Genomic DNA, 17826 nt, shown 5'->3' with positions numbered 1-17826 from the left:
TTTATTTTTGTAGATATAAGTGAATAAATAAAATGAAAAATTGGGTTATCAGAAAGATTGAAAAAGAAGACAATCAATCAGTTGCAAAATTAATAAGATCAGTTTTTAATGAAATGGAAATTCCAAAAGTAGGTACCGCTTATGAAGATCCATATTTAGATTTAATGTTTGAAGAGTACAGCAAACCAAAATCGGTTTATTTTGTAGTAGAAAGTGAAGGTGAAATTTTGGGCTGTGCAGGAATTGCTCCTTTAGAAAATGGAGATCCTAAAATTTGTGAATTACAAAAAATGTATTTTTTACCAAAAGTGCGCGGATTAGGAATTGGAAGCAAAATGATGGATGAATGTTTGGAGAGCGCAAGAAATTTTGGATTTGAAAAATGTTATATCGAGACAATGCCGTTTATGCATGCTGCTCAAAAATTATATAGAAAATCAGGATTTGAATATTTAGACGCTCCGTTAGGTTGCACCGGGCATAATTCCTGCCCTGTCTGGATGTTGAAAAAATTATAAGCCAATGAAAAAAAATGTTTTTGCCATTCTTTTAGTTTCAGTATTGTTTTCTTGTAAAGATGCTAAACAAGAAAAAACGGCAGATAAAGCCGTAGTTGTCAAAGATTCAGTTGTTAAAACTGAGGAAAGTGAAAGTACAGCCGTTACAGAAGAAGTCTTTAAAAATGAATTCGATATTTTAATACCCCAAACGTATCGAACTTATGATAACCAAAATCCTGTAAAAGCTTTAAACCAAAAATGGGTTGAGTTGTACGAGGAAAATGGAGAATTTTTTTTAGGAAAAGCAAATTTTAAAATTGAAAAAGGATACAGTGAATGTTCAGGCGATTCTACGCTTTCTATTATGCCTGAAAAAAAGGTGCTGCTTTTAATGGACGATCCTAAATTGAAAACCGGAAAAATAAAATCGCTGAAAATTGAAAGAGATAAAATCTGGCCCAAAGAAAAAATGAGTTTTACTTTTAATAATGTCAATTATACTTTACGCGGAGAAGGAAAAGTTTTATCTGAAGAAAAAGTAAGCACAGATGATGATAAAATTGAAATCTTTAAAAAAGTAGAAGATTATAAATTATACTTAACCATTGGTAATAATCCTGAAAAACTGATTTTGACCGAAGCATCTTTTAATGACACCTTTGTGGAGTTTCTTTTTGCAGGAGATATTGACGGCGACGGAAAACTCGACTTTGTTTTTGGAGCAAACAGAGATTATGAAGAAGAGCGTGTGATTTTATTTCTTTCGTCAAAAGCTGAAAATGAAAATTCAGTAAAAAAAGTTTCAGAAATAGCAGTACAATTTGACTGCTAACTAACTAAAATATTATCTAATAACAGATATATAAAATGAAAATCAAGCAATATCGTACTCAGTTTATTAAGGAATTATCTTCTTTGTACGATGCGTACGAAGCAGAGAGTTTTTTCTATTTAATTTTAGAAGATAAACACAAACTGCGTCAAATAGATTTAGCATTAAATCACGAATTAGCTTTTACAGAAGAAGATTTTGTTGTTTGGGATTCATTGTTAGCCCAGCTGAAAAAAGAAGTTCCAATTCAATATTTATTAGGAAAAACAAATTTCTACGGTTTGGATTTTGAAGTAAACGAAAATGTTTTAATTCCGAGACCCGAAACCGAAGAGTTAGTCGAATGGATTATTAGTGAAAATAAAGGAATTGATAGAAAAGAAAAAATAAAAATTCTTGATATTGGTACCGGAAGCGGCTGTATTGCTGTCTCACTCGCTAAAAATCTGCCAAATGCAGATGTTTATGCTATCGATGTTTCAAAAAAAGCAATCGAAACTGCGAAGCGAAATGCCATTAGAAATGATGTTAATGTAACTTTTATATTTCAGGATATTTTACAAGCCGAAGAATTAAAATGTAAATATGATGTCATAGTTTCTAATCCGCCTTATATACGCAATCTTGAAAAAGAAGAAATCAAAAAGAACGTTTTGGATTATGAACCTCATTTAGCACTTTTTGTTGATGACAACGATGCTTTACTTTTCTACAGAAAAATAGCTTCGCTGGCACAAAACAATCTTTTGGCAAAGGGACAGCTTTATTTTGAAATCAATCAATATTTAGGAAAAGAAATGATAGAACTTCTGGGTAAAATGGATTTTATCAATATTGATCTCCGAAAAGATATTTACGATAACGACCGAATGATAAAAGTTAATATTTAAATTTTAGTTTTTAGTCGCAGTATTCAGTCACAGTATTCAGTCACGGTTAAGCTGGGAACTGCGACTGCGACTGAAAACTAAAAAAAATTACTCGTATCGCAAAGCCTCAATAGGATCTAATTGAGATGCTTTTATGGCAGGATATAAACCAGAAACTATTGCTACCATAAAACTAGTTGCAAAAGCGGCAAAAATTGCCATCCACGGAATCACAAAAGCAAAACTCATTGCAGCCGCAAAAGCAAAACCAATCAGGATTCCCAGAACAATTCCAACTAAACCGCCAATTTGTCCAATTAATAAAGTTTCGATAAAAAACTGAACAGAAATTGTAATTTTTGTTGCCCCAAGCGCTTTTCTAACTCCAATTTCGCGTGTACGTTCTGTAACCGAAACAATCATAATATTCATTAAAGCAATTGAAGATCCTAAAATTGTAATGATAGAAATAATCCAGGATGCCCAGCCTAAATATTGTGTAATACCTAAAATTCGATTGATTAAATCGTCGCTTCGGCCAATGCCAAAATTATTGTCACGAACTGGACTTAGTTTTCGAACCCTTCTCATTGTGCTGGTTGCATTGTCAACGGCTTCGTCTAAAAGTTCTTTTTTAGAAACCATAACACTGATAGTATAATTGATATTGGGTGCTGTAAATAAAGATCTGGCAACCTGTATAGGAATTAAAACCCGTAAATCCTGACTGTTTCCAAAAGTTGAACCTTTCTCTTTTAAAACGCCGATAACTTTAAAACGGGCACCGCGAATAGAAATTACTTTATCAATTGGGTTGACATCTTTTAATAAGCCCTTTTCAAAATCTGAACCTACAACACAGGTATAAGTATTGTTGTCAATGTCAAATTGATTAAAAGATCTGCCTAAAGTAGTTTCTAAACCTGAGTTAGAAATAAAATGTTCGTCGACACCCAAAATTGTAATTTCAGGATCAGTTTTAGTATCTAAAAATTTTACTTCGGCTTTTGATGTTGCAGTAAACGAAAGAGAAGTCTCGGTAAAAGGGTATTTGTATTTGTTTTTAAAAGCAACGGCTTCCGGATATGAAATAATTGGGTTGATAATTTCACGTTCATTTCCGCCGCGATTTCGAACCGTGTTTTCGTATTGGTTAATGTTAAAAGTATTAGCTCCCATTGATGCAAAATTTGTCGAAACAGTATTTTCAAGTGCTGTTACAACTGTAAGAATTCCAACCAAAGCGGTAATTCCGATCGCAATAATTAAAACCGTAAGAATGGTTCGCAGTAATTGAGTTTTGATGGAACCAAAAGCAATTCGGATATTTTCTTTAAATAATTTTAGCATCATGACCAATTTGTCACGAAAATACGGTTTTTGTTACAAGTTTGTTTTCGAAGTGTTATTATTTATTTTAAAAAGTAAGATATTTGCAGACTTAAATTAAGTCGAAAGCTGGAAGGTCATAAAGTCGAAAGTCTAAAGAACCAGCAATCAAAAAATAATAAATAAATTAATCTTAAAGGTTTTTGAATTTGAGTTTCAAAAGAAATCTAAAATCTAAAATCAACAATCTAAAATAAAGAAGATGGCTTCAAAACCAAGTATACCAAAAGGAACAAGAGATTTTTCACCAGCAGAGGTGTCAAAACGTCAATATATTATTCAGACTATAAAAGCTAATTTTGAAAAATTTGGTTTTCAGCCAATCGAAACGCCTTCGTTTGAAAATTCAGATACCTTAATGGGGAAATATGGAGAAGAAGGAGATCGTCTGATTTTTAAAATTTTAAATTCAGGTAATTTTTTCTACAATAAAAGTAAAATCGAATTGCCAGAATCGATCGAAGAATTACAGCTAAATTCTGCTGAAAAAATAACTTTAGAGCAAAGAATTGAGCTGAATAAATTCACAGGGAAAATTTCTGAAAAAGCGTTGCGTTACGATTTAACAGTGCCGTTTGCAAGATACGTTGTACAACACCAAAGTGAAATCGAATTTCCTTTTAAAAGATACCAAATCCAACCGGTTTGGAGAGCAGATAATCCGCAAAAAGGTCGTTTTAGAGAATTTTTTCAATGTGATGCTGATGTTGTAGGTTCAAAATCTTTATGGCAGGAAGTAGAATTGGTTCAATTGTACGATACTGTTTTTACTTCTTTAGGTTTAGAAGGAGTTACTATTAAAATCAATAACCGAAAAATTTTATCTGGAATTGCTGAGGTAATTGGCGCTTCAGATAAATTAATCGACTTTACAGTTGCCCTTGATAAATTAGACAAAATTGGTGAAGACGGCGTAAAGAAAGAAATGATCGAAAAAGGAATTTCTGAAGATGCTTTAGTAAAAGTGCAGCCACTTTTTAATTTCTCAGGAACTTTTGCAGACAAAATTGCACAGCTTTCGGACTTATTGTCTTCTTCTGAAGAAGGAATGAAAGGAGTTGAAGAATTGAAGTTTATTTGTGACAATGTTGCAGATTTAGGTTTGTCTACTGCAGTTTTAGATCTTGATGTGACATTAGCTCGTGGTTTAAATTATTATACCGGAGCTATTTTTGAAGTTGCAGCGCCAAAAACCGTTGCAATGGGTTCTATTGGCGGAGGCGGAAGATACGACGATTTGACGGGTATTTTTGGTTTGAAAAATATGAGCGGTGTTGGAATCTCTTTTGGATTGGATAGAATTTATCTGGTTTTAGAAGAATTGCAATTATTTCCTGAAACTGTAGCTGCTACTTCAAAAGCAATATTCTTGAATTTTGGAGACAAAGAAGCTTTGTATGCTTCAAAAGCCATTCAGAAATTAAGACAGGAAAATATAAAAGTAGAGTTATATCCGGATAATGTAAAAGTAGGTAAACAATTTCAATATGCAGATAAGCGTTTGATTCCGTTTGCTGTATTAGTTGGAGATCAGGAAATTAATTCAAATTCTTATGCGCTTAAAAATTTAGTGACAGGAGAACAGGTGTCTGTAGATTTTGAAGGATTGAAAAAAACTTTGTTAGGTTAACTGTCTGTAGCGAAGGTTTTTGCTTTAGATTGCGGTCATTTAAAGGATTTTCTTTTTAAATCTCTGCCTAAAATAGTTGCCTGTAAAGAAAAAAAACTTTTAATTTGCCGACCTTAAGTTACGGGCGTAGTTCAAGGGTAGAATAGCGGTCTCCAAAACCGTTGATGGGGGTTCGAATCCCTCCGCCCGTGCAAAATTAAATAGTTAAGTATAAAAAAAAGCTTCGTCTCTATAAAGGCGAAGCTTTTTTTAATATAAGGTAAACTTGAATTAATAATTATTTAGAGGCCGAAGCCAACCCTTAAATTCAATTTTGTTAGGTAATAATTTAATTATACTTTGGTACTCAAATATACGACAACTAAAACGTAATAGTCTTAAAATTATAATAAAATTTCACGGACTGTTTTCTGTTTTTAAAAGTCTCATAACTAATAAAGTGACAATTTGACATTTTATGAGATTTGGCAGTACTTTTGCAATCCAAAAGAAAGAAATAAAAAATGAAGTTTAAGAATATTTTTAAAAATAAAAGTAATATGACTACGGAAAATACAGAATTCGATCAGGAATTAGACGATGTAACGTTAGAGAACAATGCAAACGGAGAGCAGTTAATTGTTGAAGAATTAAGTGTTGAGGAGCAATTAGCCCAAGACTTGGCGAAAGAAAAAGATAAGTTTCTGAGATTATTTGCTGAATTTGAAAATTACAAAAAAAGAACTTCAAAAGAGCGTATCGATTTATTTAAAACGGCAAACCAAGAAGTTTTATTGGCTATGCTTCCTGTTTTAGATGATTTCGACAGAGCAGCTGTAGAGATCAACAAATCTGATGATGAAAATTTGAAAAAAGGTGTTGAACTGATTCACGAAAAATTAAAAAGCACTTTAGTTTCTAAAGGCTTAGAGCAGGTTGAAATTCAGGCAGGAGATGCATTCAATGCTGATATTGCTGAAGCAATTACCCAAATTCCAGCTCCATCGGATAAATTAAAAGGGAAAGTTGTAGATGTTATTGAAAAAGGATACAAATTAGGAGAAAAAATTATTCGTTATCCTAAAGTTGTTGTTGGAAACTAAAAAATGCAATAAATTTCAAAAGCATTTTTTGGATTTTGGAATTTTAAGATTTGGAACTTAATCTAATTATGAAAAAAGATTTTTACGAAATACTAGGCATTTCAAAAAATGCTGATGCTGCCGAAATTAAAAAAGCATATAGAAAAAGTGCTTTAAAATACCATCCTGATAAAAATCCAGGCGACAAAGAGGCAGAAGAAAACTTCAAATTAGCAGCAGAAGCTTATGAGGTTTTAAGTGATCCGCAGAAAAAAGCAAAATACGATCAATATGGACATCAGGCATTTGATGGTTCTGGCGGATTTGGCGGTCACGGCGGTATGAATATGGATGACATTTTCAGCCAGTTTGGTGATATTTTTGGAGGTGGATTTGGCGGTTTCGGAGGCGGAGGCGGAGGTCCTCGCCGTGCAAAAGGAAGCAATCTTCGAATTAAAGTAAAACTTACTTTAGAAGAAATTGCAAATGGAGTTGAGAAAAAAGTTAAAGTAAAACGTAAAGTTCAGGCTAAAGGTGTAACGTATAAAACATGTACAACTTGTAACGGTCAGGGACAAGTAATGCGTGTAACCAATACTATTTTAGGAAGAATGCAGTCTGCATCAACTTGTCCTACCTGTGGTGGTTCTGGTCAGATTTTAGATAAAAGACCTGCCGAAGCAGATGCTCAGGGAATGGTTCAGGAAGATGAAACGGTATCAATCAAAATTCCTGCGGGAGTTGTTGATGGAATGCAGTTAAAAGTTTCTAACAAAGGTAATGATGCGCCAGGAAATAGTATTCCGGGAGATTTAATTGTTGCAATTGAAGAAGTAGAACACGAATTTCTAAAACGTGAAGGTGAAAACGTTCACTTTGATTTATACATCAGTTTTCCAGAAGCAGTTTTAGGAGCTTCAAAAGATATTGAAGCTATTAATGGAAAAGTTCGCATTAAATTAGAAGAAGGAATTCAGTCTGGAAAAATTTTAAGATTAAAAGGAAAAGGAATTCCAAGTTTAAATGGTTACGGAAGCGGAGATTTATTAGTTCACGTAAACGTTTGGACTCCAAAAACATTAAACAAAGAACAAAAACAATTCTTTGAGAATGCCTTAAACGATGAACACTTTGTTCCAAGTCCTGAAAAATCAGAGAAATCATTTTTTGAAAAAGTAAAAGATATGTTCTCATAATCTAAACTTTCTCTAAAAGGTTTATATAAAACAAAAACCCATTCTATACAAATAGAATGGGTTTTTTGCGTATTATAATGCAGATTCGCTATGAATTATTTACTTTTACAGATTGTTGGCTAAAATAAAAAAAGCCGCTAAAAGAAAACCTAAAAAATAAAATGAGCAACTTACTAGAAGTACATAAAGTCGTAAAACAATATGGCGATTATGTAGCGCTTAACGAAGTTTCATTAAATGTGCCAAAAGGCAGTATATATGGACTTTTAGGTCCAAATGGAGCTGGAAAAACATCCCTTATTCGAATCATAAATCAAATTACACTTCCGGATAGCGGTGAGATAATTTTAGATGGAGAAAAATTACAGCCAAAACACGTGCAGACAATTGGTTATCTGCCGGAAGAAAGAGGTTTGTACAGTTCAATGAGAGTAGGGGAACAATGTTTGTATCTTGCTCAAATGAAAGGACTTTCTAAAGCCGAAGCCAAAAAACAATTGGATTATTGGTTTGATCGTTTAGGAATTCAAGGCTGGTGGAACAAAAAAATTCAGGAACTTTCTAAAGGAATGGCGCAAAAAATTCAGTTTGTAGTTTGTGTTTTGCACAAACCAAAACTGCTTATTTTAGATGAGCCTTTTTCTGGATTTGATCCTGTAAATGCCAATGTTATTAAAGATGAAATTCTGGCATTAAAAGAACAAGGTTCTACTATAATTTTTTCTACGCACCGAATGGAAAGCGTAGAAGAGCTTTGTGAAAACATTGCCTTAATCCACAAATCAAATAAATTAATTGAGGGAAAAGTTGTTGATGTAAAACGTCAATTTAGAACGAACAGTTTTGAAGTGGGAATCCTGACAAATAATGTTGAAGGTTTGATGTATGACATTACACAAAAATTTACTGTTTCTCCTGCGAGTTTTAAATCTTTAAATGATGATTTAAAATTGAATATTCAAATAGGAAATGCTTCACCAAACGAATTATTAAATGTTTTGACGCAGCGCGGACAAGTAACACATTTCGTGGAAAAAATTCCAAGCATTAACGATATTTTTATTCAGACTGTTACAGAAAATAAAGTTTAGATCTCAGTCCCGAAGCCTCAGGATAGATTTCAGAATTAATCCTGAAATTTAAAAATCTAAAGTCAACAATCTAAAATCTAAAATCAAGAAATGAGTATTATTTCATTAATTATAAAAAGAGAATTTATTGCCAAAGTCCGCAATAAATCTTTTGTTGTCATGACTTTTTTGAGCCCGCTTTTATTTGTGGCTATTGCTGTTTTTATCGGCTATTTAAGTTCAATGAAAGCCGAAACGAAACGAATAGCGATTCATGATGAAACCGGACTTTTTGCTGCCGATTTTTTGAAAGAAAACAAAAACAGTTCAGAGTTTAAATATTATAATTTATCTGAAATTGATGTAAAAGCTTTAAAAGACAGTATTACAAAAGAAAATTTCAGCGGTTTAATTGTTATCCCAAAAACAAATGATAAAAAAGATTTAGAAAGTAAAATTGAATTTATTTCTAATAACAGCCCAAGTATTTCTTTTATCGAAAACACACAGGATATTATTGGAAATAAAATTACAAAACTAAATCTCGAAGAAGCTAAACTAGATACGCTGGCAATTCAAAAAGCACAGTCAAATGTTAATATCCATTTGGTGAAAGCTTCCGGAGAAGAAAGTCTAAAAGGATTAAACGAAATTAAAATTGGAATTGGCGGTGCATTTGGATACTTGATTATGATGTTTATTATCATTTATGGAAATATGGTAATGCGAAGCGTAATCGAAGAAAAAACAAATAGAATTATCGAAATCATTATATCATCAGTAAAACCATTTCAGTTAATGATTGGTAAAATTGTAGGAACTTCACTGGCCGGAATTTTACAGTTTATGATTTGGGCTATTATTGGTTTGGGATTAATGTTTGCTGCTTCGGCATTTTTTGGCGTAAATGTAGGGCCAACGGCGAGAATTTCGCCAGAAATGATGCAGTCAGCACAGCATGAGTTTTCAGGATCGGCGCAAATGTATATTGCCGAATTATGGAATCTGCCAATAGCAAGTATTATAATTGGTTTTGTAATTTATTTTATTGGAGGATATTTTCTATACAGTTCATTCTATGCAGCAATTGGAGCAGCAGTTGATAATCAAACAGATTCACAGCAGTTTTTACTGCCAATTTTAATGCCGCTGATACTAAGTGTTTACATCGGATTTTTTACTGTAGTAAACGATCCGCACGGAACTATTGCAGTTGTGTTTTCAATGATTCCGTTAACCTCGCCAATAGTTATGTTAATGCGTATACCGTTTGGCGTGCCGTGGTGGCAAATCGCAATTTCGGTATCATTATTGTTTGCTTCATTTTTCCTTGTTGTATGGTTCGCAGCTAAAATTTACCGAGTAGGTATTTTAATGTACGGCAAAAAACCAACCTGGAAGGAATTGTATAAGTGGTTGAAGTACTAGTTCTTTAAAGTTGCAAAGGTCCAAAGAAACAAAGGTTCAAAGATTTTTGGATTTTTAGAAACTTAGGATATACAACTTTTAGAATTACGCTAAGCATAAAAGAGATATTACTAATAACAGGTTAAAAGGTAAATGACGACAAAGATTTAAAACTTTGCACCTCTGTGCCTTTGTAACTTTGAACCTTAGAAAAAAAATGAGTAAAATACTAATTATCGAAGACGAAGCAGCGATTAGAAGAGTTTTGGTAAAAATTTTATCAGAAGAAAATGATTCCTATCAGGTAGATGAAGCCGAAGATGGGGCTGCAGGACTTGAAAAAATAAAAAACAACGATTACGATTTGGTTTTGTGCGATATCAAAATGCCAAAAATGGACGGTGTTGAGGTTTTGGAAGAAGCAAAAAAGATAAAACCAGAAATTCCGATGGTCATGATATCGGGTCACGGCGATATGGAAACTGCGATTCAGACTATGCGTTTAGGAGCTTTTGATTATATTTCGAAACCGCCGGATTTGAATCGTTTATTGAATACTGTCCGCAATGCTTTAGATAAAAAACAATTAGTAGTTGAAAATAAAATTCTAAAGAAAAAAGTCAGCAAAAATTACGAAATGATTGGTGAGAGCGAATCAATCAATCATATAAAAGTGATGATTGATAAAGTTGCTCCAACAGAAGCCAGAGTTTTAATCACGGGACCAAACGGAACCGGAAAAGAATTAGTAGCACATCAATTACACGAAAAAAGCGAACGTTCTGGTTTTCCTTTAATCGAAGTAAACTGTGCGGCAATTCCGAGTGAGTTGATTGAAAGTGAGTTATTCGGACACGTAAAAGGTGCTTTTACATCTGCGGTGAAAGATCGTGCCGGAAAGTTTGAAGCTGCAGATAAAGGAACTATTTTCTTAGATGAAATTGGTGACATGAGTCTTTCGGCGCAGGCAAAAGTTTTGCGAGCGTTGCAGGAAAGCATGATTACAAGAGTTGGTGCCGATAAAGACATTAAAGTTGATGTTCGTGTTGTTGCGGCAACTAATAAAGATTTAAAAACAGAAATTGCCGAAGGTCGTTTCCGTGAAGATTTATACCACCGTCTGGCAGTAATTTTAATTAAAGTACCGCCTTTAAATGAAAGACGTGATGATATTCCAGCTTTAATTTCGCATTTTGCAGAGAAAATTGCATCAGAACAAGGAAATGCGGTTAAAGGATTTTCGGCGCAGGCGATACAATTATTGCAGGAATATGATTGGACCGGAAATATTCGTGAACTGCGAAATGTTGTAGAAAGATTAATCATTTTAGGAGGCAGTGAAATCTCCGAAAATGACGTGAAAATGTTCGCAAGCAAGTAAAGTGCTTCGCGCTTTAGGCTATAAGCTTTGGGCTTTAAGCTTTTATAGAAACTAAATAATTTTTGCTTACAGCGTTCAGCTTAAAGCTTAAAGCATAAAAAAAATGAAACTAAAAAAGATAAACGAGAAATTACAAGACGGATTAATTGAAAATGGTTTAACAGAAGCAAATGTTTTGCAGATGGAAACTTTTTCGATCATAAAAAGCGGTGCAGATTGTATAATTATTTCTCCTGAAAAAAGCGGAAAAACCACTACAATTGTCCTGAATGTTATTCAGCAGTTAGCTGGAAAAAATGAAGAATCGCCTCGTGCTTTGATTATTGTTGAAGACAAAGAAAAGGTGCTTGAAATGGAAGAACTTTTTGAGAAATACGGAAAATATACCAATCTCGAAGTTTACGGTGTGCATGATAAAGGCGATATGGATTACGATAAAAATTATGTTTCTACCGGAATCGATGTTTTAATTGGAACGCCAAATAAATTAAGCGAAATGTTTTCAACGGCTGGTTATAACGTAAATCGTTTAAGAATGTTTATCTTAGATGATGCTGATCCTATTTTAAAACTGCGTCATGAAACGAAGATCATGCGTATTTCAAACAGTATTGCTAAAACACAGCGTTTAATTTTTGCTGAAACATTGTCAGAGCGTATCGAAATATTGGCAGATAAAATGCTAGTAGAGCCATATTTATTTGATATGGATGAAGAAGGCGAGGAGGAACTTGACGAAGAAGACGACGATATTGAGGAAGAAGAATAATATGTAGAGAAACTTGAAATTGTAATAAACATCGAATGAGAAAACATCTTTTATATTTTTTGCTTACAATGTTTATTACAACTAGTTTTTTAAGTTGTGCCAGCTTTTCAAAAAAAACTTTTGAAGCGTCACTGCAAGATTTAGAAAGAGAAAATATTTCCAAGCTTGAAGGGAATTATGCTCTTAATCCGATTATAAGATATAAAGAAAAAGTTCCGGAAGAAATCACATCAAATGATAAGCTTCCGGATTCCTTATTTCTGGATGATGCTTATCAATTTATGGTAATACCAAATGTCAGCATCAAAAAGAAAATATACCGAAAAAGCGAAAATAGTAATCGCAGCATTGCTCTTAAATTTCAATCGGAAAAATTACTTTTGATAAAAGTGTATCAGGATTCTGAAGTAATTAAGGATACGCTGTTGTCGGGAAAACTCAAAAAAGGAATGTTTTATCTGGATAATAAGTTCTCAAAATGCACTGGAATTCCTTATTTTTTGGGAGGATGCCAAAGCAATAAAAGAAGAATTGGCTTGTCTAAAAATGGAAATCTTCTGATTAATGAAGCTGATAGTAATAACGGTGCTTTTTTGTTTTTGTTTTGGGCAGGAACAGATTATAACCTGACTTATGAATATCAGAGGAAATAAGAATATAAAATTTTATAATTCGATTAATGGAAATTATTAAAACATTTAAATTTTTGATTATTGCGCTTTTGTGTTTTTTTCTGGTAATTTATATTTTAATAATTTCCTATGTTTATTTTAATCAGGTTGAACTGGTTTTTCATAGTTCAAGACTGCCTAAAGATTATAAATTTGGATATCAGCAAAAGTTTGAAGAAATTAATATTACATCGTTTGACGGAGTAAAGTTAAACGGGCTTTTATTTAAAGTTGAAAAATCGAAAGGACTTGTTTTTTATTTACATGGAAACGCTGGGACACTTGAAACTTGGGGAAGTATTGCAAAAAGATATACTTCTTTAGGTTATGACATTTTTATTCTTGATTATAGAAGTTTTGGAAAAAGTGAGGGAAAAATTGAAGACGAAGAACAATTATCAAAAGATATTTCGATCGTTTACAACTCTATTTCTAAAAGGTATTCAAAAGATAAAATTATAATTACCGGATATTCTATTGGGTCTGGGTTTGCTGTAAAACTAGCTGTAGAGAACAAACCTAAAGCTTTAATACTTCAGGCTCCCTATTATAGTTTTTTGGAGCTGTCAAGTTCACGAGTTCCATTTTTTCCGGATTTTATGAAAAAGTTCAGTTTGGAAACTAATGTTTATCTTCCAGAAGTAAAAGCTCCAATTTATATTTTTCACGGAACAGATGATCAATTAATTCCTTTTAATAATTCAGTTAGATTAAAGGAACTTTTAAAGTCAAAAATAAATTTTTATCCTTTAAAAAATCAAGGACATATTGGAGTAAATGAGAATGAAGATTTTCAAAATCAGTTAAAAATCATATTAGAATAAAATTAATAATTATAAAAAATAAATGCCATGGGATTAATGAAAGTGTATTCAGGAAGCGAAATACTTGCAATTGCTTTGCAGGAAAGATTAGAAGAAGCTGGAGTAGAAACAGTAAAAAAAGATAATATTCAATCGGCTCGTTTAGGAGGTTTCGGCGGTACAGATCTGGCTGTTGAGGTTTTTATTCAGGAAACAGATTTTGCAAAAGCAAATCCGGTTATTGAAGAATTTAGAATGAGTCTTTAAGAGTTTTCAGTTTACAGTCACAGTTTTCAGTAATTACTGAGGCTGTGACTGTAAACTGCAACTGAAAACTAAAAAAAAAAATGCAATACAAAATGCTAGTTCTCGACATGGATGATACCTTGTTGACAGACGACCACAAAATTTCTGATTTAAATAAAAAAGTATTATTAGAAGCGCAGGCAAAAGGTGTTCATGTTGTTTTGGCGTCCGGACGCCCAACTTCGGCAATGACAGTTTATGCCAAAGAACTGGAATTAGATTTAAACGATTCCTATATGATTTCGTTTAACGGAGCCATTATCAGCCGTGTTAAGGATGATTTGGTTTTGTTTGAACAAAAACTTACTATCGAACAAATTCATGCATTGTACGATTACAGTGTTAAAATGAAAACGCATATTATAACTTATTTAGATAATGAAATTATAAGCGAAACAGATTCTGAGTATATAGAAGTTGAGAAAGAAATTACCGGCATGGTGCATCGCAAAGTGCCTAGTTTTAAAGATTATGTTGACAGACCGGCTGTAAAATGTATTTTATTAGAAAATCCAGTTTATTTAAAAGAAGTTGAAAAAGATTTAAAACCAACAATGCCTCATTTAAGTGTTTCAATGTCTAAACCCTTTTTTCTGGAAGCGGCACAGCAAGGCATTGATAAAGCGGCAAGCTTGAAACTTTTGGCAGAAAAACTTTGTGTGCTTCAAAGCGAAATTATTGCAGTTGGTAATGCAGGAAACGACTTGACAATGATAGAATATGCAGGACTTGGTGTTTGGGTTGATAATGTAACGCCGGAATTACGCGATAAGGCCGATTTAATTGTGGCTTCAAATAATAATGACGGAGTGGCAGAAGTAGTGCAGAAATATATTTTAAATTAAATTTTGATGAAAAATCCAATTGAAACTGAGCGTTTGATATTGCGGGAATTACTTCTTTCTGATGTTGATGGAATGTTTGAATTAGATTCAAATCCAAATGTGCATTTATTCGTTGGAAATAATCCTGTAAAAAATATTGAACAAAGTGTGGAATATATTCATTTTGTTCAAAAACAATATAAAGATTTTGGAACAGGACGCTGGGCTGTTATTCTTAAAGAAACTAATGAATTTTTAGGCTGGTCAGGAATAAAGTTTATTACCGATGAAATTAACGGACATACTAACTTTTATGAAATTGGTTACCGTTTGATTGAAAAACATTGGGGAAAAGGATATGCAACAGAAGCGGGAAAAGCTTTTGTTAATTATGCTTTTAATGAAATGAAAGTGGATGCACTTTATGCATATGCGGACGCAGGTAACGAAAATTCAAGAAAAATTCTCGAGAAACTAGGCTTACGTTATGTAAACTCTTTTGAACATGAAGGAGAAATTGAAGTCTGGTACGAAATCAAAAATCCAAACTTATAGATTTTAAAAAGAAATGCGTTCCAAATCTTTGTAAGCTTATAAAACCTGCAAAGATTTGGAAAACGTAGTTTCTTTAATTATTTTTTTGCTACAGAAACAAAATACTTGTTTCCGTCACCCATTGTAAGTTTTACACGCTCGTCGCAAAGATCGATTGCAAAATTTGCACTTTCGTAACAGCTGCAAGTTGTGTTTTTATCTTTAGACATTTCAGTTTTACAATTGTTGTTTTTAAAAGTAGCCAATTGCGGTGTATATAAACTTACTAAATCTGTAGAAGCAGTTACTAATGAAATGATACTTGCTGAGTTGTTGTTTGTAATTCTGTAAACAATTCTATCAGTATAATTTACTTCGTTTACAGTTACTTTACGAATGTAAGTATAGGCTGTAGATCCTTCACCTGGTTCTTTTACTTCAAATTTAAATCCAACTGCACGAATAGCAACATCAAATTGCTGCTGCGAATTTAAACTTGCCCAAGTTGTTAAAGTGCTGATAGAAGGAAATGGATTTGCAACTGGGGCATTAGTAGTTTGCGCTTGCGAACTAAAAACGGTTAAGAACATCAAGCAGATTGTGGGTAAAAATGCTTTCATAAAGCGTGGTATTTGTATTTTAATTTTGCCTACTCTCTTTGGTTTTCGGCTTTCCCATTTCATTTTGTAACACAAAACAACAACATAACGAGTAAAATTCAAAATTGTTATGTTCGATTTATTATTAAATTAATCAAAACCATCTAAAATTCTCAAAACCGAATAAATTCAGCACTAGAATTTAGACAAAGGTAAATGTAAGATTTTTTGAATTTAAATCTATAAAAAATGCATTTAATCGATAAAATTTGCACTTAATCGATGTTTTTGTCATTTTATTCTTATCGAATTGTAGAGATAAAGATCGTGAAAAATATTGTCTTATCAAAATAAGATATCATACTATACAGCGTTTTTATTTGAATATTTTAATCAATAATGCAAATTGTTGAAACGAAGTGCCTTAATTGGTTTTCTTTTACCAATTTTGTTTGTAAATTTGCAGCCTTAAATTTTTTGACAACGATTTCATTAATTTAAGAAAATTATGGAAAATAGAAAAAAAGTTGCCTTTTACACTCTGGGTTGTAAACTGAATTTTTCAGAGACTTCAACAATCGCCAGAAATTTTAATGACGAAGGTTTTGATCGCGTCGATTTTGAGGAAGTTGCCGATATTTATGTTATTAATACCTGCTCTGTTACAGAAAATGCTGATAAACAATTTAAGCAGGTTGTAAAAAAGGCAATGAAATTAAATGAAAAGGCCTTCGTAGCAGCAGTTGGCTGTTATGCTCAGCTGAAACCAGAAGAATTAGCTGCTGTAGACGGTGTCGATTTGGTTTTGGGAGCTACAGAAAAATTTAAAATCACAGATTATATTCACGATTTGAGCAAAAACGATATGGGTGAAGTTCATTCATGCGAAATTGCCGAAGCTGATTTTTATGTAGGGAGCTATTCTATTGGTGATCGTACACGCGCTTTCCTGAAAGTTCAGGACGGATGCGATTATAAATGTACGTATTGTACAATTCCGCTGGCTCGTGGAATTTCAAGAAGTGATGCTTTAGAAAATGTTCTAAAAAATGCTAAAGAAATCTCTGCTCAAAATATTAGAGAAATTGTTTTAACCGGAGTAAATATTGGAGATTACGGAAAAGGGGAGTTTGGAAACAAAAAACACGAACATACTTTTCTTGATTTAGTTCAGGCTTTGGATAAAGTTGATGGAATTGAGCGTCTTCGTATTTCCTCTATCGAACCTAATTTATTGAAAAATGAAACAATAGATTTTGTTTCAAAAAGCCGAACTTTTGTACCGCATTTTCATATTCCGTTACAATCAGGAAGCAATGATATTTTAAAATTAATGAAACGCCGTTATCTGCGTGAAGTATATATTGACCGAGTAAATAAAATTCGCGAAGTTATGCCCCATGCTTGTATTGGTGTAGATGTAATTGTTGGTTTTCCTGGCGAAACAGATGAACATTTCTTAGAAACGTATCATTTTTTAAATGAGTTGGATATTTCTTATTTACACGTTTTTACCTATTCTGAAAGAGATAATACAGAAGCTGTAGATATGCCTGGAGTTGTTCCTTCAAATGTAAGGGCAAAACGCAGTAAAATGCTGCGAGGTTTATCCGTTAAAAAACGCCGTGCTTTTTATGAAAGTCAGTTAGGAACAAACAGAACCGTACTTTTTGAAAGTGAAAATAAAGAAGGATATATTCACGGTTTTACTGAAAACTATGTTAAAGTAAAAACACCTTGGAATCCAGAATTGATTAATACGTTACACGAAATCAATTTAACAAAGATTGATGAAGATGGAAGTGTTCGTATGGAGTTTCTAAATAAATTAGCAGAAGCTTAAAAATAAACTCAAAGTATTTGTCATTGCGAGGAACGAAGCAACCGCACTAATAATGAGTAAGCTTGAGGTTTAAAGCAATACATAATGAGATTGCTTCGTTCCTCGCAATGACTAAAAGCATAAATAAAAAGCCCTTTTTTAA

Annotated in this window: 18 protein-coding genes and 1 tRNA gene; 17 read left to right on the top strand and 2 right to left on the bottom strand. The window is 32.8% G+C overall.

Annotation, left to right across the window (positions count from 1 at the left end; all coding sequences use genetic code 11):
• Nucleotides 1-32: 32 nt before the first annotated feature.
• From FJOH_RS26115 to prmC, 3 genes are read left to right on the top strand one after another with little or no spacing between them, the layout of a single operon-like run.
• Nucleotides 33-518, top strand: a complete 486-nt coding sequence (locus tag FJOH_RS26115; protein ID WP_012027018.1) for a GNAT family N-acetyltransferase — start codon at nucleotides 33-35, stop codon at nucleotides 516-518.
• 4 nt (nucleotides 519-522) lie between these two features.
• Complete coding sequence (locus FJOH_RS26395) at nucleotides 523-1332, top strand: FG-GAP repeat protein (protein WP_012027017.1); 810 nt, start codon at nucleotides 523-525, stop codon at nucleotides 1330-1332.
• 35 nt (nucleotides 1333-1367) lie between these two features.
• Entirely contained in the window at nucleotides 1368-2222 is an 855-nt protein-coding gene (gene prmC, locus FJOH_RS26105) for a peptide chain release factor N(5)-glutamine methyltransferase (protein ID WP_012027016.1), read from the top strand.
• 87 nt (nucleotides 2223-2309) lie between these two features.
• On the opposite strand, the gene FJOH_RS26100 is transcribed toward prmC, so the two are convergent.
• Nucleotides 2310-3554, bottom strand: coding sequence for an ABC transporter permease (locus FJOH_RS26100; RefSeq protein WP_012027015.1), 1245 nt, complete (start codon nucleotides 3552-3554; stop codon nucleotides 2310-2312).
• Nucleotides 3555-3792: 238 nt separating this feature from the next.
• Between FJOH_RS26100 and hisS the strand changes: the two genes are divergently transcribed.
• The 13 genes from hisS (at nucleotide 3793) to FJOH_RS26035 (ending at nucleotide 15263) form a co-directional block, all read left to right on the top strand.
• A complete protein-coding gene (gene hisS / locus FJOH_RS26095; protein ID WP_012027014.1) occupies nucleotides 3793-5220 on the top strand; it encodes a histidine--tRNA ligase in 1428 nt (475 codons plus the stop codon).
• 120 nt (nucleotides 5221-5340) lie between these two features.
• Nucleotides 5341-5411, top strand: a tRNA-Trp gene (locus tag FJOH_RS26090).
• A gap of 312 nt (nucleotides 5412-5723) precedes the next feature.
• The gene (locus FJOH_RS26085) at nucleotides 5724-6302 is read left to right on the top strand and encodes a nucleotide exchange factor GrpE (RefSeq protein WP_012027013.1); all 579 of its coding nucleotides are present in this window, start codon (nucleotides 5724-5726) and stop codon (nucleotides 6300-6302) included.
• Between the two features lie 68 nt (nucleotides 6303-6370).
• Entirely contained in the window at nucleotides 6371-7477 is a 1107-nt protein-coding gene (gene dnaJ / locus FJOH_RS26080) for a molecular chaperone DnaJ (RefSeq protein WP_012027012.1), read from the top strand.
• 161 nt (nucleotides 7478-7638) lie between these two features.
• Nucleotides 7639-8568, top strand: coding sequence for an ABC transporter ATP-binding protein (locus FJOH_RS26075; RefSeq protein WP_012027011.1), 930 nt, complete (start codon nucleotides 7639-7641; stop codon nucleotides 8566-8568).
• A gap of 90 nt (nucleotides 8569-8658) precedes the next feature.
• On the top strand, nucleotides 8659-9975 hold the full coding sequence (locus FJOH_RS26070) for an ABC transporter permease (protein ID WP_012027010.1): 1317 nt from the start codon (nucleotides 8659-8661) through the stop codon (nucleotides 9973-9975).
• A 196-nt stretch (nucleotides 9976-10171) separates the two neighbouring features.
• Nucleotides 10172-11335 carry a sigma-54-dependent transcriptional regulator gene (locus FJOH_RS26065; RefSeq protein WP_012027009.1) on the top strand — a complete coding sequence of 388 codons (1164 nt, stop codon included), beginning with the start codon at nucleotides 10172-10174 and terminating at the stop codon, nucleotides 11333-11335.
• A 103-nt stretch (nucleotides 11336-11438) separates the two neighbouring features.
• Nucleotides 11439-12104, top strand: a complete 666-nt coding sequence (locus tag FJOH_RS26060; protein WP_012027008.1) for a DEAD/DEAH box helicase — start codon at nucleotides 11439-11441, stop codon at nucleotides 12102-12104.
• A 35-nt stretch (nucleotides 12105-12139) separates the two neighbouring features.
• Nucleotides 12140-12757, top strand: coding sequence for a hypothetical protein (locus FJOH_RS26390; RefSeq protein WP_012027007.1), 618 nt, complete (start codon nucleotides 12140-12142; stop codon nucleotides 12755-12757).
• A 26-nt stretch (nucleotides 12758-12783) separates the two neighbouring features.
• Nucleotides 12784-13599, top strand: a complete 816-nt coding sequence (locus FJOH_RS26050; protein ID WP_012027006.1) for an alpha/beta hydrolase — start codon at nucleotides 12784-12786, stop codon at nucleotides 13597-13599.
• Nucleotides 13600-13626: 27 nt separating this feature from the next.
• Nucleotides 13627-13845: a putative signal transducing protein gene (locus FJOH_RS26045; protein ID WP_012027005.1), complete on the top strand. Its 219-nt coding sequence runs from the start codon at nucleotides 13627-13629 to the stop codon at nucleotides 13843-13845.
• Between the two features lie 92 nt (nucleotides 13846-13937).
• Nucleotides 13938-14729 carry a Cof-type HAD-IIB family hydrolase gene (locus FJOH_RS26040; protein ID WP_238381503.1) on the top strand — a complete coding sequence of 264 codons (792 nt, stop codon included), beginning with the start codon at nucleotides 13938-13940 and terminating at the stop codon, nucleotides 14727-14729.
• A gap of 6 nt (nucleotides 14730-14735) precedes the next feature.
• Nucleotides 14736-15263 carry a GNAT family N-acetyltransferase gene (locus tag FJOH_RS26035; RefSeq protein WP_012027003.1) on the top strand — a complete coding sequence of 176 codons (528 nt, stop codon included), beginning with the start codon at nucleotides 14736-14738 and terminating at the stop codon, nucleotides 15261-15263.
• Between the two features lie 77 nt (nucleotides 15264-15340).
• On the opposite strand, the gene FJOH_RS26030 is transcribed toward FJOH_RS26035, so the two are convergent.
• Nucleotides 15341-15862: a hypothetical protein gene (locus FJOH_RS26030; RefSeq protein ID WP_044048609.1), complete on the bottom strand. Its 522-nt coding sequence runs from the start codon at nucleotides 15860-15862 to the stop codon at nucleotides 15341-15343.
• Nucleotides 15863-16349: 487 nt separating this feature from the next.
• Between FJOH_RS26030 and mtaB the strand changes: the two genes are divergently transcribed.
• Nucleotides 16350-17684, top strand: a complete 1335-nt coding sequence (mtaB, locus tag FJOH_RS26025; protein ID WP_012027001.1) for a tRNA (N(6)-L-threonylcarbamoyladenosine(37)-C(2))-methylthiotransferase MtaB — start codon at nucleotides 16350-16352, stop codon at nucleotides 17682-17684.
• The last annotated feature ends 142 nt before the right edge of the window (nucleotides 17685-17826 follow it).

It is taken from the genome of Flavobacterium johnsoniae UW101 (genome assembly GCF_000016645.1).
In the GTDB taxonomy this organism is placed as follows: domain Bacteria; phylum Bacteroidota; class Bacteroidia; order Flavobacteriales; family Flavobacteriaceae; genus Flavobacterium; species Flavobacterium johnsoniae.
This window is presented reverse-complemented; position numbering and strand designations above follow the sequence as displayed.